The 25,250-nt window shown below is 64.9% G+C and carries 20 protein-coding genes; 9 read left to right on the top strand and 11 right to left on the bottom strand.

The genetic code is table 11. The annotated features are described in order from the left end of the window. The first annotated feature begins 13 nt into the window (after nucleotides 1-13). Nucleotides 14-1,357, top strand: coding sequence for a methyl-accepting chemotaxis protein (locus K3181_RS12350; protein ID WP_221603391.1), 1,344 nt, complete (start codon nucleotides 14-16; stop codon nucleotides 1,355-1,357). A 65-nt stretch (nucleotides 1,358-1,422) separates the two neighbouring features. Here the strand turns inward: K3181_RS12350 and K3181_RS12355 are convergent, their stop codons facing one another. Further along, nucleotides 1,423-4,749 carry an amidohydrolase family protein gene (locus K3181_RS12355; protein ID WP_221603392.1) on the bottom strand — a complete coding sequence of 1,109 codons (3,327 nt, stop codon included), beginning with the start codon at nucleotides 4,747-4,749 and terminating at the stop codon, nucleotides 1,423-1,425. Nucleotides 4,750-4,778: 29 nt separating this feature from the next. Then, a complete protein-coding gene (locus K3181_RS12360; protein ID WP_221603393.1) occupies nucleotides 4,779-5,807 on the bottom strand; it encodes a LacI family DNA-binding transcriptional regulator in 1,029 nt (342 codons plus the stop codon). Between the two features lie 185 nt (nucleotides 5,808-5,992). On the opposite strand from K3181_RS12360, the gene K3181_RS12365 reads away from it, so the two are divergent. The 5 genes from K3181_RS12365 to K3181_RS12385 are packed head-to-tail and all read left to right on the top strand — an operon-like array spanning nucleotide 5,993 to nucleotide 13,214. Next, on the top strand, nucleotides 5,993-7,501 hold the full coding sequence (locus K3181_RS12365) for a flavin-containing monooxygenase (RefSeq protein WP_221603394.1): 1,509 nt from the start codon (nucleotides 5,993-5,995) through the stop codon (nucleotides 7,499-7,501). A 33-nt stretch (nucleotides 7,502-7,534) separates the two neighbouring features. Next, nucleotides 7,535-8,293: a competence/damage-inducible protein A gene (locus K3181_RS12370; RefSeq protein ID WP_221603395.1), complete on the top strand. Its 759-nt coding sequence runs from the start codon at nucleotides 7,535-7,537 to the stop codon at nucleotides 8,291-8,293. Between the two features lie 56 nt (nucleotides 8,294-8,349). After that, nucleotides 8,350-11,298, top strand: a complete 2,949-nt coding sequence (locus K3181_RS12375; protein ID WP_221603396.1) for a DUF2339 domain-containing protein — start codon at nucleotides 8,350-8,352, stop codon at nucleotides 11,296-11,298. A 24-nt stretch (nucleotides 11,299-11,322) separates the two neighbouring features. Continuing rightward, nucleotides 11,323-12,291 (top strand): polysaccharide deacetylase family protein, encoded by a 969-nt coding sequence (locus K3181_RS12380; RefSeq protein WP_221603397.1) that lies wholly within the window; start codon nucleotides 11,323-11,325, stop codon nucleotides 12,289-12,291. After that, nucleotides 12,288-13,214, top strand: a complete 927-nt coding sequence (locus K3181_RS12385; protein WP_345725498.1) for a GNAT family N-acetyltransferase — start codon at nucleotides 12,288-12,290, stop codon at nucleotides 13,212-13,214. Before K3181_RS12380 ends, K3181_RS12385 begins: the two co-directional genes overlap by 4 nt. A gap of 103 nt (nucleotides 13,215-13,317) precedes the next feature. Here the strand turns inward: K3181_RS12385 and rplA are convergent, their stop codons facing one another. Both rplA and rplK read right to left on the bottom strand, forming a co-directional pair. Beyond that, nucleotides 13,318-14,010, bottom strand: a complete 693-nt coding sequence (gene rplA, locus K3181_RS12390) for a 50S ribosomal protein L1 (RefSeq protein WP_221603398.1) — start codon at nucleotides 14,008-14,010, stop codon at nucleotides 13,318-13,320. A 4-nt stretch (nucleotides 14,011-14,014) separates the two neighbouring features. Beyond that, on the bottom strand, nucleotides 14,015-14,446 hold the full coding sequence (gene rplK / locus K3181_RS12395) for a 50S ribosomal protein L11 (RefSeq protein ID WP_221603399.1): 432 nt from the start codon (nucleotides 14,444-14,446) through the stop codon (nucleotides 14,015-14,017). 304 nt (nucleotides 14,447-14,750) lie between these two features. On the opposite strand from rplK, the gene K3181_RS12400 reads away from it, so the two are divergent. Beyond that, on the top strand, nucleotides 14,751-14,972 hold the full coding sequence (locus tag K3181_RS12400) for a hypothetical protein (protein ID WP_221603400.1): 222 nt from the start codon (nucleotides 14,751-14,753) through the stop codon (nucleotides 14,970-14,972). A gap of 223 nt (nucleotides 14,973-15,195) precedes the next feature. Beyond that, on the top strand, nucleotides 15,196-16,128 hold the full coding sequence (locus K3181_RS12405) for a retroviral-like aspartic protease family protein (protein WP_221603401.1): 933 nt from the start codon (nucleotides 15,196-15,198) through the stop codon (nucleotides 16,126-16,128). Between the two features lie 140 nt (nucleotides 16,129-16,268). On the opposite strand, the gene nusG is transcribed toward K3181_RS12405, so the two are convergent. Together nusG and secE are read right to left on the bottom strand one after the other, a co-directional pair. Continuing rightward, the gene (gene nusG, locus K3181_RS12410) at nucleotides 16,269-16,805 is read right to left on the bottom strand and encodes a transcription termination/antitermination protein NusG (RefSeq protein ID WP_221603402.1); all 537 of its coding nucleotides are present in this window, start codon (nucleotides 16,803-16,805) and stop codon (nucleotides 16,269-16,271) included. Between the two features lie 27 nt (nucleotides 16,806-16,832). Continuing rightward, complete coding sequence (gene secE, locus K3181_RS12415; RefSeq protein WP_221603403.1) at nucleotides 16,833-17,036, bottom strand: preprotein translocase subunit SecE; 204 nt, start codon at nucleotides 17,034-17,036, stop codon at nucleotides 16,833-16,835. 251 nt (nucleotides 17,037-17,287) lie between these two features. Here secE and K3181_RS12420 point away from each other — a divergent pair, with 251 nt between their 5' ends. Beyond that, nucleotides 17,288-18,811, top strand: a complete 1,524-nt coding sequence (locus K3181_RS12420) for an alanine/glycine:cation symporter family protein (RefSeq protein ID WP_221603404.1) — start codon at nucleotides 17,288-17,290, stop codon at nucleotides 18,809-18,811. Nucleotides 18,812-18,910: 99 nt separating this feature from the next. Here the strand turns inward: K3181_RS12420 and K3181_RS12425 are convergent, their stop codons facing one another. The 5 genes from K3181_RS12425 to K3181_RS12445 form a co-directional block, all read right to left on the bottom strand. Continuing rightward, nucleotides 18,911-19,060, bottom strand: coding sequence for a hypothetical protein (locus tag K3181_RS12425; protein WP_221603405.1), 150 nt, complete (start codon nucleotides 19,058-19,060; stop codon nucleotides 18,911-18,913). Between the two features lie 45 nt (nucleotides 19,061-19,105). Beyond that, a complete protein-coding gene (locus K3181_RS12430; RefSeq protein WP_221603406.1) occupies nucleotides 19,106-20,266 on the bottom strand; it encodes a glycosyltransferase family 87 protein in 1,161 nt (386 codons plus the stop codon). 100 nt (nucleotides 20,267-20,366) lie between these two features. Then, nucleotides 20,367-22,190 (bottom strand): DUF885 domain-containing protein, encoded by a 1,824-nt coding sequence (locus tag K3181_RS12435; RefSeq protein WP_221603407.1) that lies wholly within the window; start codon nucleotides 22,188-22,190, stop codon nucleotides 20,367-20,369. 121 nt (nucleotides 22,191-22,311) lie between these two features. Continuing rightward, nucleotides 22,312-23,868: a flavin-containing monooxygenase gene (locus tag K3181_RS12440; protein WP_221603408.1), complete on the bottom strand. Its 1,557-nt coding sequence runs from the start codon at nucleotides 23,866-23,868 to the stop codon at nucleotides 22,312-22,314. An 86-nt stretch (nucleotides 23,869-23,954) separates the two neighbouring features. Next, nucleotides 23,955-25,223: a metal-dependent hydrolase family protein gene (locus K3181_RS12445; protein WP_221603409.1), complete on the bottom strand. Its 1,269-nt coding sequence runs from the start codon at nucleotides 25,221-25,223 to the stop codon at nucleotides 23,955-23,957. Nucleotides 25,224-25,250: the final 27 nt, after the last annotated feature.

Here is a 25,250-nt window from a genome sequence, read left to right on the forward strand (position 1 = left end):
GGGGTGCTCGAGGATGAACGCGCATAGCTCGATCATAGCCGACGATCTGGTACAGGAAATCGCCGATGTCGACATCGGCTACGTGCAATCGGAATATCAGCCCTCGCCCCTGTCCGACTGGTTCATGGGAAAATCGCTCGCGGCCAAGGCGAAGTTGGCATCCGCTCTCACGCTCGGCGGCGTGCTGGCGATCGCCGTCCTCGCCCTGGCGGGACTGACATTCCCGAGCTTCGCCGGAGCGGCGCGGGTCGGCGTGATCTCGATCGCCGCCGTCACGCTCGCCGGCGGATACTACAGCCTCAAGCTCATCCTCGACCAAGTCATCGCGCCCTTCCTGCGGGTCGCCAACGACATGCGGCGCCTCGCCCAGGGCGAACGCGACATCACCGTTTCCGGACTCGGCAGAAAGGATGAGATCGGCAGCCTCGCGCGGTCGCTCGAAGTCTTCCTCAAGTCCGGCCACAAGCTCGACGAATTGTTCGCGGACCGCAAGCAGGCCGCCAAGCAGCGCAAGGCCGATCTGATCCGCATGGCAAGCGACTTCGAGAGCGGCGTCGGCGATGTCGTGAGCGGTGTCGCCACCGCCGCCAGCCAGCTCAATGCGACCGCCTCGGGAATGGCCTCGACCGCCGAACAGGCGGCCGGCCAGTCGCATCGCGTATCCGCCTCGATGGAACAGGCCTCGCACGGGGTCACAGCGGCCGCCGCCGCGTCTGACGAATTCGCCATGTCGATCGGCGAGATCAGCCGCCAGGCCGCGCATTCGGCAGAACTCGCCCGCAAGGCGACGCATGCCGCCAATGGCGCGGACGACACGATCTCGGCACTCGCCAGCTCGGCCGATCAGGTCGGCAAGATCGTCCAGCTCATCCAGTCGATCGCCCAGCGGACCAATTTGCTCGCGCTCAACGCCTCGATCGAGGCGGCGCGTGGCGGTGAGGCCGGGCGCGGCTTTGCGGTGGTCGCGAGCGAGGTCAAGGAACTCGCCGCACAGACCAGCCGGGCGACCGAGGAAGTCGCCAAGCAGATCAACGCGATGCAGGATTCGACCGGCGCCAGCGTCGGCGCGCTGCGCTCGATCGCGGCGCAGATCAAGGAACTCGAGGCGACGGCGGTCTCGATCGCCAGCGCGGTCGACCAGCAATCGGTCGCCGGGCAGGACCTTGCCCGGAGCATCGACCTCGCCGCGCGCGCGACCGAAGAAGTCTCGGCGCATATCGAAGAGTTCCGTGAAACCAGCCTCGCCACCGGCACGGCCGCGAGCCAGGTGCTCAACTCGGCTACCGAGCTGGAAGGTCAGGCCGGGGCGCTCAAGAGCCGGGTGGACGGTTTCCTCGACCATATTCGCGACGCCTGACCGCGGCTGGACAGGCGCGCAGGAATGGGCGGCCCGGACTTGCTCCGTGCCGCCCTTTTTTCATCCTATTCCCACCAATAGGGCAGACGGCGATTGTTGCCCGTCTCGACCTCGTTCATCGTCCGCGAATCGTAGAGCCGACCGCCGAGCATCACGCGCTCGATCTTGTCCGAATTGCGGATGTTCTCGCTAGGGTCGGCATCGAGCACGATGAGATCGGCGAGCTTGCCGACCTCGAGGCTGCCGATGTCGCGGTCCATGCCCAGCGAGCGCGCCGATTCGATCGTGCCGGCACGCAGCGATTCGACCGGCGTCATGCCGCCACGCACGAAGCTCCACAGCTCCCAATGCGGGCCGACCCCGGCCTGCTGTCCGTGCGCACCGATGCTGATCTTGACCCCGCGCTGGGCAAGCTTGCGCGCCTCGCGAGCGCTGTCGTCATCGACGAAGGCCCAGTCGGGCGCAGTGATCCGCCGTGCGGTATCCGCGATCAGCTGGCGCTGCGGCGTGTGGATCATCAGCGGGTTGTCGAACACATTGGTCGCCTGCCGCCAGTAGGGATCGCCCGCCAGGCCGCCATAGGTGACCACCAGTGTCGGGGTGTTGTTGGTCTGCGATCCGCTCCAGAACTGGAGCACGTCTTCGTAGAAGTGCTCGGCCGGAACATTGTGCTCCACGGTCGAATTGCCGTCCGCGATCAGGTTCATGTCCATGCCGAACAGCGAACCGCCCTCGGCCACAACCAGCATGTTCTCGGCGCGCGCGGCGGCCACGACCTGCTGTCGCTGGTCGCGCCGCGGCTGGTTGTAGTTCTTGATCGAGATCCCGCCCTGCGCCTTGATCCGGCGGATATGGTCGAGCGCGTCTTCGTAGCCGTCGATACGCGCGTAGACGCCCGGCGCCTTGGCGCCATAGACCACCTCGCCGGTCGAGAAGATGCGCGGGGCCAGCAGCGATCCTGCGCGCTGCCGTTCCGAGGCGGCGAAGATCATGCTCGCCTGCGAGGACGGATCGTGGATCGTCGTCGTGCCCATGGCGAGGTTCTGGACCAGCGACCAGTTCTGCTGCGGCACGAGGTCACCCGTCCCCTGCGGCCCATGCGCATGCGCATCGACCAGGCCGGGCATGATCGTCTTGCCGCTCGCATCGATCACCGTCGCGCCTTGCGGGATCGCGACCGAAGCGGCCGGCCCGATAGCGGCGATACGGTCGCCCGTGATGACGATGGTGCCATTGGCGATTTCGCCCGCGCCATCGCCGGTCATGGTGAGTATCTTGGCGCCGGTCAGCGCGACCGTTCCGCGCGGCTTGTCGGCGGCGATGGTCCGCTCGAGCGATGTGCCGCTGGTCGGCGGGACGAATTTGGGCGCGTCTTTGTCCTTCGGCGCATTGGCGAACATCGAGGCGAGGCTGGCACGGTATAGCACCGGCCCCATTGACCAGGTCAGCATGTCGCCGCCCTCGCTCCAGCCGATATAGTCCGCCCCGCCCTTCGACGCGCGCACGACCGGAAGCGAGCTGGCCTTCTCGCCCACGGTCACCGCCTGCCCGCCGGGCATCAGCGGCATGGCGAAGACTTCGTAATTCTCGCGGAAGGCGACGAAATCGCCGCGCGGGCTGACGTGGTATTCGGTCGCCAGCTCGCCCTCGGCATGGACCTGCCGTGCCTCGCCGTCGAGATCGGCGGAGATGAGCTGGAGCTTGCCGTCGTTGCGGCCGAGCATGAAGACACGGTCGCTGGACGCGCCGAATTGCGGGCTCGACATGTCGCGTGCCACCAATTCGGGCGTGCCGCCCGAAGCAGCGATCCGGTAGATGCCTTCGTTCTCGGAGAATTCGGGCGAGGTCAGATAGCCGCCCGAGCGCTTCTCGAAGACGATCGTATTGCCATCGGGCGAGAATTTCGGGTTGGCATAGTGGCCGGGCATGCGCGTGATCGCGCGGGCGCCCGAGCCGTTGGCAGCGGCGGTCATGACCTGCCCTAGACCTTGGTCGGTCCATCGGACATAGGTGAGGCGCTTGCCGTCGCGCGACCACGAGGGCCACAATTCGAGCGCAGCGTCGTCGCCTGTCGTGAGCCGTCGCGCGGTGCCGCCCGCGACCGGCTTCGCATAGAGCTTGCCAAGGCTTTCGAACACGACCGTCCGGCCATCGGGCGACACGCTGGCGAAGCGCGGGATCTTGGCGGTGAAGCTGTCGGGCGACACCGGGATCACCGGATGCGGAGCGTCGGCCACGCCGCGCGTATCGTCGATACTGAAGGGAATGACGGTCGCACCGCTGCCGTCGGCTGCGACGCGGCGGATCTTGCCGCCTGCCCACAGCACAAGCGAGTTGCCGTCGGGCATCCAGTCCATCAGCGGATAGAAGCCATGGACCGCCCAGGTTTCCTGCATGTCGAGGTCGAGATCGCCATAGATCATGCGCTGCTGGCCGCTGGCGAGATCCTTGACCCACAGCTCGGTCTGGTCCTTGTCGCGGCGGATAAAGGCGATGCTCTTGCCGTCGGGCGAGGGCTGCGGACGCACCGCGCCGCCAAAGCCGCTGACCGCCGTGGTCACCTCGCCCGTCGCGAGTTCGTAGCGTTCGATGGCGAAGGTGCCCTGCGTCGAATCCTGCGCGTATTCGAAGATCGGCCCCGAGGTGACGTTGCGCGAATAATAGACCGCCTTGCCGTCGGGCGAATAGACCGGCTCACCGAGTTCCTTCTGCAGCGCCTCGCTGGCGCGCTTGACCAGCTTGACGCCCCCGCCACCCGAGACATGGTAGAGCCAGATCTCGCCCGTTCCGAGCGAGCGCTGCGTCGTGAAATGCTTCTTGGCGACGATGTAATTTCCGTCGGGCGACCAACTTGCCTGGTTGAGCAGGCGGAAATCTTCCTTGGTCAGCTGGCGTTTGTCCGAACCGTCGGCATTCATGATCCAGATATTGTCGCCGCCGCCGCGGTCGCTGGTGAAGGCGATGCGACGTCCGTCGGGCGAAAAGCGCGGCTGGACTTCCCAGGCGAGGCCCTCGGCGATCCGAGTCGGCGTGCCGCCCGCGATCGGCATGGTGTAGATGTCGCCCAGCATCGAGAACGCCAAGGTACGTCCGTCGGGGGCGACGTCGACATCCATCCAGGTACCCTCGTCGGTGCGGATCGGCACCTGCCGGATCACCGCCCCGCGCGGCGCGGTGATGTCCCACTTCTCCTCTTCCTTGGCCTCGGCTGCGGGATTGGCGCTCGCCGGTGCCGCCGCCACCGCCATTCCGCTACCCTCTGCCGGGCCGGTGTCCGCCGAGGCGTCGACCTCCTGTTCCTCGACCGGGTTGGGGCTCGGCTGCGGATCCTGCGCAAAGGCCGCCTGGCCGGCGAAGAGCACGGCAAGGACGGAGGCGATGCTGGTCTTCATTTTTCTCTCCTCACTGAATTTGGCTTGGGTCAGCGCACACTGGCGCGCTCGACCAGATGGACGGCGACGCGCCGCTCCGGACGCTCGTCTTCGGATGCAAGGGCGGTCTCGACGAGCAGCTTGCCCGCCTGCGCGAAATCGGGCTCGACCGTGGTCAAAGGCGGCGCGCTGAATTCGCCCGAACCGAGACCGTCGAAGCCGATCACCCCGACCGTTTCGGGCACCGCGATGTCGCGCGCGGCCAGTTCCTCCAGGGCTCCGAGAGCCATGGCATCGCAGGCGAAGAAGAGCCCGTCGAAACGTTCGCCCGATTGAACCAATTGTGCGATCGCATTGCGGCCCTGCGATACGCGATCCTCGCCCTCGCTCACCACCGGATCGCGCGGGATCAGCCCGGAATCGATCATCGCCGTGCGATAGCCTTCGAAGCGCTCGTGGAACTGGCGCTGCGAGGAACCGGTATCGCCGACGAAGACGATGTCCTGCGCGCCGCCCCGGACGAGCCGCTCGACCGCCAGGCGACCACCCTCGCGATTGTCCGAACGCACCCAGACGCTGTCATCGAAAGGAGACCCCCAGAAGGCCATGCCCCCCGCCCCTTCGGCGCAACTGCGGAAGTATTCCCAAGCGGGTTCGTTGGTCGCGGTGCCGAGGACGACGACGCCGTCGGCCTGCCGCCGCGCCACATAGTGGCCGAAGAACTCGTCGGGGCTGGCCTGGAACGAAACCAGTGCCTCGTACCCGCGCTCGGCCGCCGCCGCGCAGGTGCTGCCGAGCAGCGTGTAGTAGAAGGGGTTGACCGCGGTCGGGCCATGCCCCTGGCGCCCGATCACGACGATGGCGATGGTGCCCGTCTCGCCGCGGCGAAGGCCGGCCGCGCGGGCATTGACCTGGTATCCGAGCTGTTCCGCAGCCAGTTCCACGCGGCGGCGGGTCGCTTCGGTGATGGTCTCCGATCCGGAAAGGGCGCGACTGACGGTCGACTGGCTCACACCCGCGAGCTCGGCCACATCGATCGAGGTGACGCGCCGCGGCCGGGACTTATCGCTGTTCGACATATGCTGAAGGTACTCCCCGTCGCAGCCGCCCTAACCCACGCAATCGTCGAAAGCGAGAGCGAAGCCCCGGTAACGCGGACGGACCGATCAGAATCGAGCGAAAACGCCAGTTAGGTTGCGCCCTGCAACTGAGGCTGGCGCTGCGCTGCACTCTGGGTTACGTTCGCCCGACTTGGGAGAGTGAAATGACGAATACGGCGACCGATTTCGACGTGATGATCGTAGGTGCGGGGATTTCCGGCATCGGCATGGCGGCGCATATGAAGGAGAAGGCGCCGAACCACGGTTTCGTCATCGTCGAGAGGCGCGACAACCTCGGCGGGACCTGGGACCTGTTCCGCTATCCCGGCATCCGGTCGGACAGCGACATGCACACGCTGGGTTTCGATTTCGAGCCCTGGAAGCACGAGAAATCGATCGCTGACGGCCCCGCGATCCTCGAATACCTCGACCGGATCGTCGATGAGCGGGGCATCCGCGAGCACATCCGGTTCGGCCACAAGGTGCTCGCCGCCGACTGGCGCGAAAACGAGGCGCGCTGGCATGTGACGCTGGAGACCGCCGAGGGCGAGAAGAAGCACCTCACCGCCAACTGGCTCTATCTCGGCTCGGGCTATTACGACTACGACGAGCCCTATGATCCCGGTTTCGATTTCGGCGAGTTCGAAGGCCAGGTTATCCATCCGCAGTTCTGGCCGAAAGACCTCGACTATGCCGGCAAGAACGTGGTCGTCATCGGTTCGGGCGCGACGGCGGTGACCATCGTCCCCTCGATGGCCGACAAGGCTGCCAAGGTCACCATGCTCCAGCGCACGCCGACCTGGATGTTCAGCCGCCCGGCGAAGGATGCGCTGGCCAATTTCCTGCGCAAGATCTTGCCCGAAAAGCTCGCCTACCGGATCACCCGGTGGAAGAACATCACGATGCAGGACTTCAGCTTCAAGATGGCGCGCAACAAGCCGCAGAAGGTGAAGGACGGGCTGCACAAGCGCATCCGCAAATCGATGGGCAAGGACTACGATCTCGCCCCCTTCACCCCGCCCTACAACCCGTGGGAGCAGCGGCTATGCCTGGTGCCCGACGACGACCTGTTCCAGGCGCTGAAGAGCGGCAAGGCCGAGGTCGTGACCGGCCAGATCAAGGCCTTCGAGAAGGGTGGTGTTCGCCTGACAGACGACAGTTTCCTGCCGGCCGACATCGTGATCACCGCGACCGGCCTCAAGCTCGCCGTGGCAGGCAAGATCGCGCTGTCGAAGGGAGGCCAGCCGATCGATCTGGCGCGGCATTTCTACTACAAGGGCTGCATGTTCTCGAACGTGCCCAACCTCGCGGTGGTGTTCGGCTATCTCAACGCCAGCTGGACGCTGCGGGCGGACATCAATTCGGACTTCGTCTGCCGCGTGCTCAATCAGAGCAAGGCCAAGGGCGTCGACGTGGCCGAACCGGTCCTCACCCCGCAGGCCGAAGCCGCGATCGAGGAAGACGACATCTTCGACTTCTCCTCGGGCTACATCCAGCGCGGCAAGCACATCATGCCGCGCAACGCGGTGGCCTATCCCTGGCGGCTCAACCAGGAATACGTCATCGACCGCAAGCGGATGAAGGAAGACCCGGTCGATGACGGCCTGCTCGAGTTCCGCCGTCACGGCGCCAATGCGCGCAGCGTGGACGAACAGCTCGAAGCTGCGGAGTAGCATTCGCTCGCCAACCGCGTTACCCACCGGCGCATGACCGAACGCATCTATACCGCGGGCCTCGTCGTGATCGGCGACGAGATCCTTTCTGGGCGCACGCACGACAAGAACATCGCGCAGGTTGCCAGCTGGTTGCAGGTGCAGGGCATTCGCCTGTCCGAAGTGCGCGTGGTGCCCGACGTGATCGAGCGGATCGTCGAGGCGGTGAACGCGCTGCGCGAGGGCTATGACTATCTCTTCACCACCGGCGGGATCGGCCCGACGCACGACGACATCACGGTCGATGCCGTGGCCGAGGCGCTCGGCGTGCCGGTCGTCGTCCACCCGCAGGCACGGGCGATCCTCGAGAAATACTATGCCGACAAGCCGGGCGGGCTGACCGAGGCGCGGCTGCGCATGGCCCGCGTCCCCGAGGGCGCAGAGCTGATCCCGAACCGCATGTCGGGTGCGCCGGGGATCAAGCTCGGCAATATCCATCTGATGGCCGGCGTTCCGCACATCACCGCCGGCATGCTCGATGCGCTGACGGGGACGCTCGAGGGTGGTGCACCGCTGCTGTCCGAAACCGTGGGATGCTGGACTCCCGAAAGCGAGGTTGCGGACATCCTACGACAGGTCGAACAGGCGCATGCCAAGTGCCAGATCGGCAGCTACCCCTTCTTCCGCGAAGGTCGGGTCGGCGCTAATTTCGTAGTCCGTTCGACCGACGAGGGCGATCTCAAAAGTTGCGTCGATAGCCTCTGCGACGGCCTCGCCACCGCCGGTTTCGACTTTACCCCCGGCGGAATCTGATCGGACATTGCACCGCGCCGCGCCCGCGCTAGCGTGGCACGCGGAGGGATCGCACGATGGAATGGATTGTCATCCTCGCGCTCGGCGCTGTGGTCGTGCATCTTTGGCGGAGGCTAGATAGCGCCGAAACGCGGCTTGGATCGCTCGATGCCGTGCAGGACAGGATGTACGACCTGCTGCTGGATCTGCAGCGGCGGGGTGTCGAGGCGGCACCCGAGGCTGAGCCGGAGGAGGTCGCGGAGGTCCAGCCCCCTCCGCCTCCCGCGCCGCAGAGCATTTCCATCCCCACTGTCAGGCTGATACGCGAAGAGGCGGAGCCGGTCGCGCTGGGGGAGGAACCCGAGCCGCAGCGAGAGCCGGAATCTGCTGAGGAACCGGCCATCGTCGCCGACGAACCCGAGCCAGCCCTCGCCAGCCGCTTCAGCTTCGACCTGGAGGATATTTTCGGGCGGCGCTTGCCGATCTGGGCAGGCGGCGTCACGCTGGCGGTCGCAGGTGTTTTCCTCGTGCGCTACTCGATCGAGTCCGGCCTGCTGACGCCGCTCGTGCGCGTCATCATGGCGTTTTTCTTCGGCTTCGCATTGCTCGCAGGGGCCGAAGCAGCCTTCCGGTTCCGTGAGCGCGTGGCCGATCCGCGCGTGACGCAGGCGCTGGCGGGCGCAGGCCTCGCGACGCTGTACGCGGGCTTTTACCTTGCCGGCACGCAATACGGGCTGGTCGGGCAGACGGTCGCTTTCCTCGGCCTCGCAGCAGTAACGGCAGGCGCCATCGCCCTGTCCTTCCGATTCGGGCTGCCGAGCGCCGTGCTGGGCCTCGTCGGCGGATTTGCCGCGCCTGCACTCGTCGGCGGCGAGGAGGCGAACCTGCCGCTACTGTCGCTCTACCTGGGCCTCGTGACCGCAGGGCTGACGGTCTCCGGACGCAGCCAGAGCCGCCCGTGGATGGGGATCGCGGCCCTTGTCGGCGGCCTCGGCTGGGGCGCGCTCTTGCTGCTTTCGGGCGATCCTGGAGTGGCGGAAATCCTCGCGCTCGGCCTATATTTCGTGGTCCTGGGAGCCGTGCTCCCCGCCCTTACCGGCGCCGAGCGCTGGGAGCGCCCCTTGCGCCTCGCCTCGGCTTTCGTTGCGAGCGTGCAACTGGCCTTGCTCGTCGACCAGGGCGGCTATGCCCCGCTCGCCTGGGCTCTCCACATACTGCTCGGCGCGACACTCGCCTTCTTCGGCTGGCGCAATTCCGTCATGCGCGAGGCCAATGCCATCGCCGCGGTGGTCGGCGTGCTTCTGCTCGCCCAATGGGACGATGCAGCGGGCGGGATGTTCGCATCGGTAGCCGTGGGCCTCGCGGCGGTCTTCGCGCTCGTGCCGCTGGCGCATATCTGGCGGGGCGAGGACCGGCCGATCGACCTGTGGCAAGCCTGCGGCGTCGCGCTTGGCATCGGCGCGGTGACCTATGGCACATTCGGGAGCTTCGACGTCGACCTCAGCGAGCCGCTGCTTGCCCTCGCCAGCGCGGCGCTCGCGCTGGTCCCCGGTGTCGCCGCATGGCGCAAGTGGCGCAGCGATGCGCTCGACCTGACCATCGCGCTTGCCAGCGCTGCCACACTCGTTTTCGCGGCGCTGCTGATGGTGACGCCTGCCTGGACCGCACCGGCGATGGCCGCCGCCGTCTTTGCCGGGCTCTTCGTGCTCCTGCGCGGTAGGGGAGAAAAGCACCTCGCCACCGTACTTTGGGCCGCGGCATTTGCCACCCTTCTGGCCCTGCCCTTCACCGACAGGTTCTACGGAGAGATCGAGCATCTGAGTGGCTGGAGCCCGGAAAGTCTTGGCTTCACCGGGCTGCTCCGGTGGCTGGCGGTCACTCTGCCCTTTGCCGCTCTGGCATGGCGCGTGACCTCGAACGACACCGCCCGACGCGGTGCAGAGGCACTCGCGGCATTCTTCGCCTATGGCACGCTCGCTCAGGTGCTCCCCGAACAGGCGCTCGCATGGAGCGCGGCCTTGCTCGCACTCGCCATCTACTATCTCCAGCGCCCGCGCATTGCCGCACAGGTGGTCGCGCTCGCCATTTCCGCACTCTGGGCCATCGAGCCATTAGGCCTGTGGCTCGAAGCCGGTGTGACCTCGCTCGCGGGCGATCCCGTCTACCTGAGCGACCTGCCCGTGCCCGCCGTTGTCGGTCTGAGGCTGCTGCCGATTACCGCCGCGCTGTTCGCACTGCGGTGGCCGCCCATCGAGGGCCTGCCGCGTCCGATGCGCCTGCACTGGCTCGCGCTTCCCATGATGCTCGTCATCGCGCACATTACGTTCAAGGAGGTCTTCGCGATCGAAACGCAGACCCGCTTCGTCGCAATGGGCCTCGCCGAGCGGACCCTCTGGCAAGCGCTGCTGGTCGGGCTCGCGTGGATCGCTGCGACCGGCGTTGCCAAGCTTGGCGCCAGCAGGACCCTCGCCATCGGCCTCGCCGCACTCTCCTTTGTCCACTTCGCTCTTTACACGGGCCTTCTGCACGATCCGCTGTGGGACCGGCAGGCGCTCGGCCCGCTCCCCATCGCGAACCTCGCGCTGGCCGCCTATGCCATCGCCGTGGCAGCGGCGCTGTCGCTGCGGCTCTGGCTCGGCGAACGCGCGCGCCTTGTCGCCGATGCAGTGGTCATGGCACTCGTCAGCATCGGTGCACTCACATTGCTGCGGCAGGTCTTCGCAGGGTCTATTGCCGTCGAGGCGCCCATGACCCAGACCGAGGACCTGCTGCGTTCGCTGCTGGGTATCGTGCTCGCCCTCTTCTTCCTCTTCCTCGGCAGCAGGCTGCAGGAACGCAGTTGGCGCGTCGGATCGCTTGTCCTAATGCTGATCGCGGTCGCCAAGGTCTTCATCGTCGACGCGGCGGGTCTCGAGGGGCTGCTGCGGATCGCCAGCTTCATGGCGCTGGGCTTCAGCCTGATCGGCATCGGCTGGGTCTATTCGCGCCAACTGCGGGCAAAGCCTGCCGCGGTGTCGAATAGTTAACGGCCCGGTGATAGGATGCGCGCCATGACCGCGGTCTATATCACCATCGACACCGAATACTCGGCAGGTCTGGCCGTGCGCCTCGGCACGCATGCGCGCGCGGAGATTTTCGACCGCTCGATCACCTGCCGCACGAGCGAAGGCGACGTCGGCATCGTTCACCAGATGGAAGTGATGGATTCGCACGGCTTGAAGGGCGTATTCTTCGTCGACCCGATGCCGGCACTGATCTGGGGAACGGGCGCGGTCGCCGCGGTCGTCGAACCGATCCTCGAGCGCGGGCACGAAGTGCAATTGCACCTTCACCCCGAATGGCTCGAGATCGCCGGAGATGCCAATCCGCTCGGCAAGCGGACCGGAAACAATCTGTACCAGTTCACCGAAGCTGAGCAGGTCGAACTGCTCGGACTGGCACGCGACCACCTGGTTGCCGCCGGGGCCCCTCCCCCGACCGCGTTTCGCGCAGGCAATTACGGGGCCGACGATGCGACCTTGCGCGCGCTGCGCACGGTCGGCATCCGCTACGACAGCAGCCATGTGCCGGGGATCGCAGCGTCCGACTGCCGCATTTCGCTGTCGCAGGCCGACCAGAGCGTGGTGCGCCACGAAGGCGCGATCGAAGTTCCGGTCGGCTCGATCCCCAGTGTCGGCGGTCCACGCCACGCGCAGATTACCGCGCTATCGCATTGGGAGCTCGAGGCTGCGCTGCGCTACTGCGTGAGCGAGAAGGTGGAATCCTTCAACCTCGTCAGCCATAGTTTCGAGCTGATGAGCCGCGACCGAACCCGACCAAACAGGATTTTGACCCGGCGCTTTGCCGCTTTTTGCCGCAGTCTCGCCAATATGACGGGGGCAGACAGCGCCACCTTCCGCAGTCGTCCGCCACAGGTGGGGGACGAGACGGGCGCTGGCGCGATGCGGCAGAACCCGGTTCGCAGCATTGCGCGAATGGCGGAACAATTCGTCGCGAACCGGCTTTACGGGGCGAAGTGAAAGCCCAAAGCTCATTGTCCGCGCCTTACGAAGTCGCCTTCACCATTGGCTCGCGACGGCTGCTGACGGTCAAGCGCGATGTCGCCACGCTGGCATTCTCGCTGCACGACATCTTCGACGGACGCGTGCCCGCGGTTCCTCAGCTCACCTCGGTCGAAGGGTTGCGCATCCTCTCGGCACCCGTCAGCGCCGAAACCCGGCTGCTCGAGGTGATGCCGGGATTTCTGGTCGGAGCGCGCGAAACCTACGAGCGCAGCTACATCGACATGGCCGGAACCTACGATGCCTATATGGCGCGTTTTTCGGGCAAGACCCGGTCGACACTGAGGCGCAAGCGACGCAAGTTCGAGGAGGCGGAGGGCGGAACCCTCGATCTGCGCTTGTATCGCACCCCGGACGAGATCGAGCGCTTCCTGCAACTGGCCCTGCCGCTGTCCCGCCTGACCTATCAGGCGCGGCTGCTCGATGCCGGACTGCCGGACGACGAACAGGCCCGTGCCGCCATGTACCGGCTCGCGGAGGCAGATCGCCTGCGCGCCTTCCTGCTGTTTCTGCATGGCGAACCTGTCGCCTATCTCTACCTTCCGATCGAGCGTGACACGCTGGTCTATGCCCATCTCGGCTACGACCCGCGTCATGCGGATTTTTCGCCCGGCACGGTCCTCCAGCTGGCGGCGCTCGAACAGCTCTTTGCCGAACGGCGCTTCCGCTATTTCGACTTCACCGAGGGCGACGGGGCGCACAAGGCGCAATTCCGCACTGACAGCGTCCGCTGCGCCAGCTTCCTCATGTTGCGTCCCAGCGTTGCGAACGGCGCGCTGCTCGCCAGCCTCGCAGCCTTCGATCGCGTAGTTGCGTGGACCAAGTCTCTGGCGGAGAGGACCGGCGCCGATGCCTTGGTCCGGCGAGCGCTGAGGGCATGAAAAAGGCCGGCGGGTTGTACCCGCCGGCCCCATTTTCCGGTTCTGGCGCTGTGCTGACCGGGAACGATATTCGCACTCAATCAGCCAGCGACAGTGTGCGAATTCAGGCGCCTTCGACTTCGGTCAGGTCGACCTTGAGGCCCGGGCCCATCGACGAGCTCAGCGTGACCTTGCGGACATACTTGCCCTTGGCACCCGAGGGCTTCGCCTTGACGATCGCGTCGGTCAGCGCCTTGAAGTTCTTCTTCAGGTCTTCATCCTTGAACGACAGCTTGCCGATGCCGCTGTGGATGATGCCCTGCTTCTCGACGCGGAATTCGACCTGGCCGCCCTTGGCGTCCTTCACGGCCTGCTCCACGTTCGGCGTGACGGTGCCGAGCTTCGGGTTCGGCATCAGGCCCTTGGGGCCGAGCACCTTACCGAGACGGCCGACGACACCCATCATGTCGGGGGTCGCGATCACGCGGTCGTAGTCGAGATTGCCGGCCTGCATGTCTTCCATGAGATCTTCCGCACCGACCTTGTCGGCGCCGGCGGCGAGTGCCTTCTCGGCATTGTCGCCCTTGGCGAAGACCGCGACGCGGACGTCCTTGCCAGTGCCGCTCGGGAGCGAGACCATGCCGCGGACCATCTGGTCGGCGTGGCGCGGATCGACGCCGAGGTTCATCGCGACTTCGACAGTCTCGTCGAACTTCGCCTTGTGTTCGCGCAGCGTGGCGATTGCTTCGTCAACGCTGTAGAGCTTTTCACCGTCGAGCTTGGCGACGAGCTGCTGCTTCTTGGTCTGCTTTGCCATGGTCTTAGCCCTCCACCACGTCGAGGCCCATCGAACGCGCGCTGCCTTCGATGATCTTGGTGGCCTGTTCGATGTCGTTCGCGTTCAGGTCGGCCATCTTCTGCTCGGCGATTTCGGCGAGCGCCGAACGCTTGATGGTTCCGGCCGAAACCTTACCCGGCTCCTTCGAGCCCGACTTGAGCTTGGCGGCCTTCTTGATGAGGAAGCTGGCGGGCGGGCTCTTGGTGACGAAGGTGAACGAGCGGTCAGCATAGACGGTGATCGTCGTCGGGATCGGCATGCCCTTTTCGAGGCTGTCGGTCGCGGCGTTGAACGCCTTGCAGAATTCCATGATGTTCACGCCGCGCTGACCCAGCGCAGGGCCGATGGGCGGCGAGGGATTGGCGATGCCCGCGGGCACCTGCAGCTTGATATAGCCGTCGATCTTCTTGGCCATGAATGGCCTCCTTTCTCACTGTTGCCGAACCTCTTTCGACGTTCGGCTCATGGTAAGCGGTCAAGCGGTCTGCCCCATGCGATGGGGTGCGGACCTTCCGCGCGGTTTCCCGAAGCTGGCTTGGGAAGGCGCGCACATAGCGATTTGGCGTGGGAATGCAAGCGATTCGCGGTCCGGACGGTGTATCGGGGCATTACTTGGGAAGCTGGCTGTCGCTCCACTTGCAAGGTGCTGGATCGAGGCTCTCAAGGGGAGTGCCCCTGCAGAACTTTGTCGATGTCTGGCAATATATGCCGCATGGTATGTGCTGGCAGAACCGGTCGAGGGCAAGGCCGGCTTCGGCACCACGCTGCTCACCCGCATCGTCCCGCAGATGCTCCGCGGAACGGCGACGCGCTCGTTCGCCGATGGCGAGCTGACCTACCACCTCGAAGTTCCCGCCTCCGCCGTTTTGGCGAACCCGCAGGATACAGACTCGGCGGCGCTGGCCGCCCGCCTCGTCGATGAAGGGTTCGGTTCGGACTAGGCCCACGACGCCCTCGGGTCGACCGGGTTGGCTCCGCATTGCCCGTTCCCCGATCGACCGCAGTGCCACGCCTGTCGAAGGCCCATGGCATTCGGTTTTCTTGTGGTATAGTCACACCCTTATGTGGAGAGGTATCAGCTCGATCGTAATCGCCGCACTGATGTGCGGTGGTTTGTCAGTCTCTGCTCAAGGGCAGAAGCCGCCGGAATCGAGCGACTTGCGCATGCCCGGCCTCCCAGCGGCGGAATTCGACGAAACGCTGGCAATCGGCGGCGAGGAGATCGGCGCGCGCAAGTTGCGCAGCCGGATGACGGTGGACGTCATGGTGAACGGGACCGGGCCGCACAAATTCGTCGTCGATAGCGGCGCGGATTCCTCGGTCGTCGGCGAGAGGCTTGCCGGCAGGCTGGCCATGCCAGCGGGCACGCCGGCGATGTTGCACGGCGTTACCGAAAGCAAGCTGGTCAATCGCGTGATGGTCGACGAGATCGTCCTCGGCCCCACCGCCACGACCGACCTCGAGCTTCCCGTCCTCGACGAGCGCGACCTTGGCGGAGACGGGATGATCGGGCTCGATGCACTGGTCGAACAACGTTTGCTGATCGATTTCGAGAACCGCCACATCAGCGTCGACGATGGCTTCACTCAGGGCCTGGTGATGGATGGCCTGATCGTGGTGAAGGGTCGCCTTCAGAAAGGCCAGCTGATCCTGACCGAAGTGAAGGTCGGCAAACAGAAGGTCGACGCGGTGGTCGATACGGGGTCCGAAATCACCATCGGCAACCGCGCCCTGCGCGACAGGCTGGCACTCAAACGGGTCGGCAATTTCAGCAAGATCAAGGTCTACGGCGTCACCGGCAACGAGATGGAGCTCGATTTCCTGCTGGTGAAGGAATTGAAACTGGGCCCGATCCTTCTGCACAATGTGCCGATCGCCTTTGCCGACATCCCGCCCTTCGAAGTCTTCGGACTGGACGAAAAGCCCTCGCTCCTGCTCGGCACCGACCTGATGGAAAACTTCCGCCGCGTCTCGCTCGACTTCAAGGATCGCAAGGTGCGTTTCCAGCTCAAGAAGTGCGACAACACTTCGCTCGTCCTGCGAACCACGACCATCGCATCGCGGCTCGCGGCCGATCGTTCGACCGCCTGCAGCTGACTGCATCGTCGATGCCTACCGTGCCGAAGCGACCAGAGGACTGGCGCGCCTCGATTTCGCTGAGCCGCGCCTTCTGAATCGAAAGGCCCCGCCAGGCAAAGCCGTGCGGGGCCTCATTCAAACCATCAAATGCATGATGTTTATTTGACCAGTTCGACCTGTTCGAAGTCGAGTTCGACCGGCGTCGCGCGGCCGAAGATCGAGACCGAGACCTTGACCTTCTGCTTGTCGAAATCGAGTTCCTCGACGAGGCCGTTGAAGCTGGCGAAGGGCCCGTCGAGCACCTTGACCTGATCGCCGATCTCGTAATCAACGCTGATGTCCTTCTTGGGCGCCGCGCGGGCTTCTTCGACACCACCGAAATAGCGCGCCGCTTCGCGTTCGGAAATCGGCTGCGGCTTGTTGTTGTTGCCGAGGAAGCCGGTCACCTTCGGGGTGTTCTTGACCAGGTGGTAGACATCGTCGGTCATGTTCAGCTTGGCGAGCACGTAGCCGGGCATGAACTTGCGTTCGACCTGGACCTTCTTGCCGCGCTTGACCTCGGTGACCGTCTCGGTCGGGACTTCGACCGCCTCGACGCCCTCGGACAGGCCCAGGCGCTCGGCCTCCGAAATGATCGCGTCGCGAACCTTGTTCTCGAAACCCGAATAGGCGTGGATGATGTACCAGCGTGCCATGTTCTAACTACCCTGTCGAAATGCGGCTCAGGCGAGCGTCAGCAGCCAGCGCACGACCGCGCTGAACAGCGTGTCCACGCCGAGGAAGAAGACCGAGAGGATGACCATCATGATAAACACGAAGATCGCCGTGCGCACCGTTTCCTCGCGCGTCGGCCATACGACCTTGCGCCCCTCGGCCTGCACCTGCCGGAGGAATTCCGCCGGGCTGGTCTTCTTCTGCTCTGCCATTGCTCACGTCTCTCGTAAAAATCGTGCCGCCTTCCGTCACGTCCCTTTCAGGTAGGGTCTCTCGCCGCCCCGATGCAAGACCGGGAGGGGCTTTTTCGATTCCCAATGTCGGAAGACAGCGCCGCACTAGTCGCGCGCGGCGGAAAAGGCAAGCGGGTGGACACACGGAAATCGGCCCTTTCCAAGCCGCGTCCGCGCCTCTAGCTTCCCCTCGATCCACCCACACGGGACGCATGAGGGGATAATCCATAATGTCTGCAGCCGAACCAGCCAGCCTGGGCGAGCGACTGATTCAACCGGTCACCAATATTTCCGACTTCATCTGGGGCGGGACCTGGAATGGCGAAAGCGTGATTCCGATCCCGCCGCTCGCCGTGGTCCTGCTCGGCGTTGGCCTATGGTTCATGGTGGGGCTGAAGTTCTACCCGATCACGCGCTTCGGCAGCGCGGTGAAGGGGCTCTTCGCAGGCCGCAAGCAGGCGGGCGAAGGCGAGATCTCGCCTTTCGCGGCGCTGTCGACTGCGCTGTCGGGCCAGGTCGGCACCGGCAATCTTGCCGGCGTCGCCACCGCGATCGCGCTGGGCGGCCCGGGTGCGGTCTTCTGGATGTGGATCACCGCTTTGTTCGGCATGGCGCTCGCCTTTGCCGAGGGCAGCCTCGCCATCCGCTATCGCGAAACGACCAGCGACGGGATCAAGCGCGGCGGTCCGATGAGCTATATCGTCATGGGCCTCGGGCCCAAGTGGACCTGGCTCGCCATAGTCTTCGCGCTCGGCACCCTGTTCTCGGGCCTGGTCACGGGTAATTCGATCCAGGCCAACGCCATGGCCGACGGGATGAACGAGCTGTTCGGCATCCCCGAATGGATCGGCGGCCTGCTGACCGCCGCCGTGGTCTTCGTCGTCATCATCGGCGGCATCAAGTCGATCGGCAATGTCGCCGAGAAGGTCGTCCCGTTCATGGCGGCGACTTACATCGTCATGGCGCTGATCGCGCTGGCGCTCAATTTCCAGGATCTGGGCGAAACCTTCGGGCTCATCTTCCACGGGGCCTTCAACCCGCAGAGCGCGGTGGGCGGCTTCACCGGTGCGGCGATCATCATGGCGATCCGCGCAGGCGTGGCGCGCGGCCTGTTCTCGAACGAGGCCGGCCAGGGTTCGACCCCGATCGCGCACGCCGTCGCCCAGACAGACGATCCCGAACAGCAGGGTCGCATGGCGATGCTGGGCACCTTCATCGACACGATCGTCATCTGCACCATGACCGCACTGGTCATCCTGACAGTCGAAGGCAACTTCACCGCCAATGGCCAGCCGGTGATCCACGCGTGGCAATCGGATCGTGTCGGCTTCGAGATGACCAGCGGCGCCTTCGCCGCGGCCTTCCCGTTCGAAATCGGCTCCATCCCGCTCGGAACGCTGATCGCCTCGATCGCGCTGATCCTGTTCGTCTTCACCACGCTGCTGACGTGGAGCTATTACGGCGAGCGGGCGATCACCTTCCTCTACGACCGGGTCAAGGGATCGAACCGTGAAGGCGAGAAGAAACTGCACATGGCCTGGCGCGTACTGTGGTGTGTCGTGATCTTCATCGGCGCCGCGCAGCCGAGCGAGCTGGTTTGGCGCCTCGGCGATATCTCCAATGCCGCGATGGCGCTGCCCAACCTGCTGGCGCTGGCCCTGCTCAGCGGCGTTGTCTTCGCGCTCGCTCGGGGTGACCGGAGTGCCGGACCGACGTACACCGCCGAAACGCCCGAGGAACCCAAGGAATACTGACCGGGTTCTCGCGTGCATAAAGAAAGGGGCCGGAAGTCGCAGCGACTTCCGGCCCCTTTTCTTAGATCCAGCGCCTGCAATCCAGACGCTGGCAACACCTCAGCGCAGGCCGAACAGCCGAGCGAGGAAACCCGGCTCCTCCATCGGCTGGATCCGCCCATGTGCCTGATAGCGCAGCGAGCTGTCGCTATAGGGCTTGGGCTGCACCCAGCGGTCGGGGCGGCTGCTGTGGAAAGACAAGCTCGACATGGTTTTCTCCATGAATCTCTTCCCACCGTCCTGCCGATAAAAACCCTAGGCTGCGTCTGCGGTTCCCGCACCTGCCCCGCCGCGGCTCCACACGAGCGCCAGCAGGGCCAGCGCGGCGAGCGGCATGAGATTGATTCCAAGGGGAAAGGCGAGCGCGCGCGTCGCGTATGGCGCGAAGTACAGCAGTATCAGCGCGAGCTTCTCATAGGGGCGGAACCCCGTCGCCAGCCCCTCGGCGACCAGCCACAGCGTGGGAAACAGCAGGAAGGGCAGGTCGTAGTTGAAGAGATAGGGTGATGCGAGCGCGCTCGCCGCAAGCACTGCCGCGCCTACTCCGCGTGGATCGCCTGCAAACCGGCGATGGGCGAGTACTGCGGCCGCCACTGCGACCACCGCCGAGAGCGTGCCTGCCGCGAGCCCCACACCCTCTCCGCCAAGCAACCTCGCCTGCGAAAACAGAGTGCTCATCCGCAGCAGGAAATCGGGGTTGGTCCCTTCCAGCAACAACCCGCTCGCGTGCCAGCTGCTCGTATAGGCGATCAGCGTCGCGCTTCCGAAAGTAAGCCATGAGAGGGCGAGGAGGCCGAGCGTCACGGCGCCCGCAGCAAGAAAGGCGCGCCAGCGTTTCCCCGCAGCAAACCACACCGGCGCGAGCACCGCCAGATGCGGCTTGATCACCAGCGCTCCGATTGCGGCGCCTGCCGCCGCCGGACGCCTGTCCAATCGGTCGGCAGCCACGATCAGCAAGGCGCCCGTGAGCAATCCCGTCTGGCCGTGCCCCGCGGCAATCAGCGCGCCGGGATAGGCGATGACGAGTGGCCACAGGCGGGGAAAGGCGCGAATGCCCGCCCACGCCCACAGCGACCATGTGCCCACAACCCAGACGATCCAGGCAATCGGGAACGGCAGTACCCCCAGCGGGGCAACGGCAAAAAGGAAGGGAGGCGGATTGACGAAGGCGAACCAACCCTCGCTCCCGGTCGCCGTCTGGACGCGCTGCTGCACCGCGAGATCGTAGGCTGCCGCCGGATCGCCCGCCACGGTCGCCTTTCCCGCGCCCCAAAAGGCGAGGAAATCGGTGCCCTCGGGTCCCATCGCCTTGAGATAGGAATTGACCAGCAACGCCATGCTGGCGAGCGCGAGCAGCAGCGCGTAGCCGCGCACCCGCTCGCGCGTCAGCCAGTCTGCCCGGCGCAGCCAATCCATCGGCGTGTCCCCTTCCCTCGCAGCAAGTCGTGCAAGGGGTAGCGCGCCAATCTCCCACTAGCCAGTTGGGGTGGACGGCAATCCCCGCCCGCGCCTTCCGTCACCCGGCCTTTGACGCGATCCAGCGGTCGATCTTGGCCTCCAGCACCGGCAAGGGCAGGCTTCCGGTATCGAGCACCTCCGCATGGAATTCGCGGATGTCGAAATCATCGCCCAGCTGCGCTTCGGCCTTCTTGCGCAGTTCCTGGATCTTCAGCGCACCGACCTTGTAGGCCAGCGCCTGGCTGGGGATGGCGATATAGCGTTCGACCTCGGCCACCACTTCGGTGCGCGTCATGCCCGAATTCTCGAGCATGAAATCGATTGCCTGCTCGCGCGTCCAGCCCTTGGCGTGGAGCCCGGTGTCTACGACGAGACGCATGGCTCGCAGCTGCTCGTCCTGCAGCGTGCCGTAGCGGTTCCACGGATCCTCGAAGAAACCCATCTCGTACCCCAAGGTCTCGGAATAGAGTGCCCAGCCCTCGACATAGGCGGTATTTCCTCCGAAGCGCATGAATGCGGGCAGCTTTTCGTTCTCGCGCGCAAGGCTGATCTGGAAGTGGTGACCGGGAGCGCCCTCGTGCAGATAGAGCGTGACATTGCCCGTCGTCAGCCGGCTCGGTAGGTCGTAGGCGTTGAAGTAGAAGGTGCCGGGGCGCGAACCGTCGGGAGCACCCGACTGGTAGGACCCACCGGCCTGGAACTGTTCGATCGACGGATCATAGGGCTTGATATCGAGCGGCGTCTTGGGGACGAGCGAGAAATAGTCGCCGATCTTCGCATCGACGTGTTTGCCGATATCGTAGTACGTCTGCGTCAGCGCCTCGCGGCTCTCGGGCTTGAATTTTGCGTCGGTGCGCACGTAGTCGAAGAATTCGTTGAGCGTGCCCTTGAAGCCGACCTCTTCCTTGATCGCTTCGAGGCCCTGCTTGATCCGCGCGACTTCGGACAGGCCGAGATTGTGCAGATAGTCGGCGGTGAGCGGCAGCGTCGTCGTTTGCTCGATCATCTGCGCGTAGAGCTTGTCGCCGCCCTTCATCTGGCTGAGGCCGACGCTTTCGCGAGCCACGGCCAGGTATTCGTCGCGGAGGAAGTCGCGCATACGCGCATCCGCGGCGTAGATTTCCTTGGTCTTCGCCTCATAGGCTGCGGTCAGCCGTGCCTTGTCCTCTGCCGAGAAATCCTCGGGGAAGTTCTTGACCGGCTTCATGTACTGCGAATCCGCGATCGGGATCGCCAGCATGGTGTCGAATTGCTCGACCACATTGCCCATGGTCAGCTTCGTCTCGAGGACCCCGCTCTCCATGCCCTCGCGGAACTTCTCGATCGCGCGGCCCGAGATGGCGATGTAATCGTCGTGGCGCGAGAGGTTGTCCTCGTAATTCGCCAGCGTCTTGAACTGCGCCGCCGAATCGCCGCTGGCGAAGTTGGGATAGAAAGTGTGGAAGCCCGAGAAATGGTTGACCGGGCGCACTTCGGTGAGCGCTCGGATCTCGTCGGTCTGGCCGCGGAGTGCGGATTCTTCCTGATACTTGAAGACGTCGTAGGCCAGCTGGTCGGTTTCGCTCAGCTTGCTGCGATCGATCAGCTCGAGCTTGGCGAGGTTGAGCTGGGTATCGAGACGGCCCGCATAGAAAGAGGAATCGGTCAGGAAATCGCCCAGCCGGTCCGCATCCTTATCATCGCCGCGGAACAGGCGGCCCAGCGGGTTGAGTTCCAAGCTGCGCTTGTCGGCATCGGCAAACAGAGCGAACAGCTTGTCATGCTCGCTCGCCGGCGCGGTGGCTTCCTCGCCCTCGTGGTGATCGCGCGCAAGGGCCGGACCGGCAGCAAGGACGAGCGCGAGAGCGGCACCCGAAGCGAGGGCGTGACGAACGAGTTTCATGCAAATTACCCCTGTATTGCGTATTGCACCGGCAATACAGGGGCTGCACTCACTCGCAAGCACGGCCCCATGACCGTGCAATGTCACTCGATGGGCGTCTTCTTCCGATCAGCCTCTCGGTTTACGCCGCGACCTCTTCCTCACGCCGACTGGTGCCGATCGGACGATCGCCCGAATAGGCGAATTCGGGAGCATCGTAGGCGATGGCAGGGATTTCCTCGCGCTCGCGCCAGTAGTCCTGGTTGTGCCGCCATTCGGCCTTGTCGCCGCGGCGCGGCATCGCATCGAGCCCGCGCATGAGATAGCCCGGATTGAAGTTCTCGCTCTCGATCCACGGCAGGATGTCCATGCCCTCGTCCTCTGGGCGCATCTGCACTTCGACTCTGTCGACACCCCGGTCGCGCATATGGTTGAGCAGGCCGCAGACGAAATCGCCCATCATGTCGACACGCAACGTCCAGCTCGCGCGGAAATAGCCCATCACCCAGGCCATGTTGGGCACGCCGGTGAACATCATCCCGCGATAGGTGACGGTGTCGGCCCAATCGACCGCATCCCCGTCGACGGTGAAGGGAATGCCGCCCATCACCAGCAGGTTAAAGCCGGTACAGGCGACGATCAGATCGGCTTGGATCTCCTCGCCCGACGAGGTTCGGACGCCGGTTTCGGTGAAACGGTCGATCGTGTCGGTCACGACGGTCAGCTTGCCCGCGACCGCCGCCTTGAAGACATCGCCTTCGGGACAGAAGGCCAGCCGCTGCTGCCAGACGCGATATTTGGGCGTGAAATGCGGCTCGAACTCGAAATCGGGCTTGCCGGTGAAGGCGCGCACCAGCTCCTTGAGCTCCTCGAACACGACTTCGGGCTCGTCCTGGCAGCGCCGGGTAAGCTGGTCCTGATCGTACATGATCTGCTGGCGCACGATACGATGCACGGTCGGCTCGTCGACGCCGATCTCGCGCAGGCGGTCTGCGAGTTCGTTCTTGTTTTCACTGCAGAAGAAATAGGTCGGCGAGCGCTGGAGCATGGTCACATGTGCCGCTTTCTCGGCGAAGGCCGGGACGACTGTCGCAGCGGTCGCGCCCGAACCAATCACCAGCACGCGTTTACCACTGAAATCATAGTCGGGGACCCAGTTCTGCGCATGGACGAAATCTCCCTTGAAATCGCCCAGCCCCTTCGCCTCCCATTCGGGCGGGACATAGGGGTTCTCATGGTCGTAATAGCCCTGGCACATCCACAGGAAGTTGCAGGTGAAGGTCAGCTCCGCCCTGTCGTCGAGCCGGGTGGCGGCGACGGTCCACAGGCCGGTGTCGCGCGAATAGGCGCAGGAGGTGATCTGGTGACCGTAGCGGATGTGTTCGCCGATCCCGTTCTCGTCGATCACTTCGCCCATATATTTGAGGATTTCCTCGGCGCTCGCGATCGGCGCGCCGACCCACGGCTTGAAGCGATAGCCGAAAGTGTAGAGGTCACTGTCGGATCGCACGCCGGGGTATTTATGCGTGTCCCACGTCCCTCCAAACGTGTCCTTCATCTCAAGGACTGCATAGCTCGCCCAAGGGCATTGCTCCTGCAGGTGATAGGCAGAACCGATGCCCGAAATCCCAGCTCCGACGATCAGCACATCCACATGGGTGGCTGCTTCATCGCCCTCGATCGCGCCGACAACATTCATTCACCTCTCCTCTCGCACAGGTGTTTATCACACCTGAGAGCAGGGCACTGCATTGATCCGCGTCAAATCGTGGCAAAGACCGCCGACTATTCGATCACCCGGCCACGGACCATGACCCATTCGACGTTCTCGAGGCTGGACGTGTCCTCGATCGGGTTGGCATCGACGGCGATGATGTCCGCTGAATAGCCAGGGGCGATGCGGCCGATCTCGCCTTCCATGCCGAGCACCTTGGCGGCTTCGGTCGTCGCGCTGGCGAAGGCCTGCCGATGGCTCATGCCCTGCGCGACCATCAGCGCGAACTCACCCGCATTGTTTCCGTGGCTATAGACCCCGGCATCGGTGCCGAAGGCGATCGGGACGCCCCAGCGCAGCGCCTTGCCCATGAACACGCGGGCGGTTTCGGCCACCGCCTCGATCTTGGCTTCAACCACCGGCGTGTAGATGCCCTTGCCGAGCCGATCGGTGACGCCCTTGAAGGCCATCAGCGTCGGGACGAGCACGGTGCCGTTCTTCTTCATCTCGCGCGCGGCTGCCTCGTCGAGATAGGTGCCGTGCTCGATCGTATCGATCCCTGCGCGGCTCGCCGCCTCTATTCCCCGCGCGCCATGCGCATGCGCCATGACCTTGAGGCCGAGCGAATGCGCGGTATCGGCGATGCTTTTCATCTCGGCATCAGTGAAATGCGCCTCGAGCCCCCGGCCCTGCTGGCTCAGCACACCACCTGTCGCGGTGATCTTGATGACGTCGGACCCGTTCTGGCTTGCAAGGCGGACCTTCTCGGCGCATTCGACCGCGCCGGTGCAGGTGAAGCCGGTATCCAGCACTTCGTTGACCTCGGGCCGGAAGCCGCTGACGTCGCCATGGCCGCCGATGATCGACAGGGGCACGCCCGCCGCGACGATGCGCGGGCCTGGGATGTAGCCTTCCGCCGTCCCACGCCTCAGGGCGAAGCCGTTCTCCGGCCCGCTCCCCGCTTCGCGCACGGTGGTGAAGCCGGCGAGCGCGGTCAGTCGGGCGTTCTTGGCGCCGACGATCGCGCCCCATTCGTCGGGCTCGACCGCTTCCTTCCAGAAATCTCCGCCCGGATCGCCGGTCAGGTGAACGTGGAGGTCGATCATGCCGGGCGCCAGGATCTTGCCCGCGAGGTGCACCATGGTCGCGCCGTCGGGCACGCCGGTGAAGCCGTCTTCGATGCTGACGATCCGCCCGTCGGTGACGGTCACCGTCGACTGCCCCAGCGGTGGGCTGTCGGCATCGACGATCACGCCATCGGCGTGGATGATGGTGGTGTCTGCCAGCGCGGGCGTGGCAACCAGCGCCCCGGCGAGCGCAAGAACGGTGGCGAACTTCATGGTATCTCTCCCTCGGAAGCGAGAGAT

Origin of the sequence: Qipengyuania mesophila (genome assembly GCF_019711655.1) — a bacterium.
In the GTDB taxonomy this organism is placed as follows: domain Bacteria; phylum Pseudomonadota; class Alphaproteobacteria; order Sphingomonadales; family Sphingomonadaceae; genus Qipengyuania; species Qipengyuania mesophila.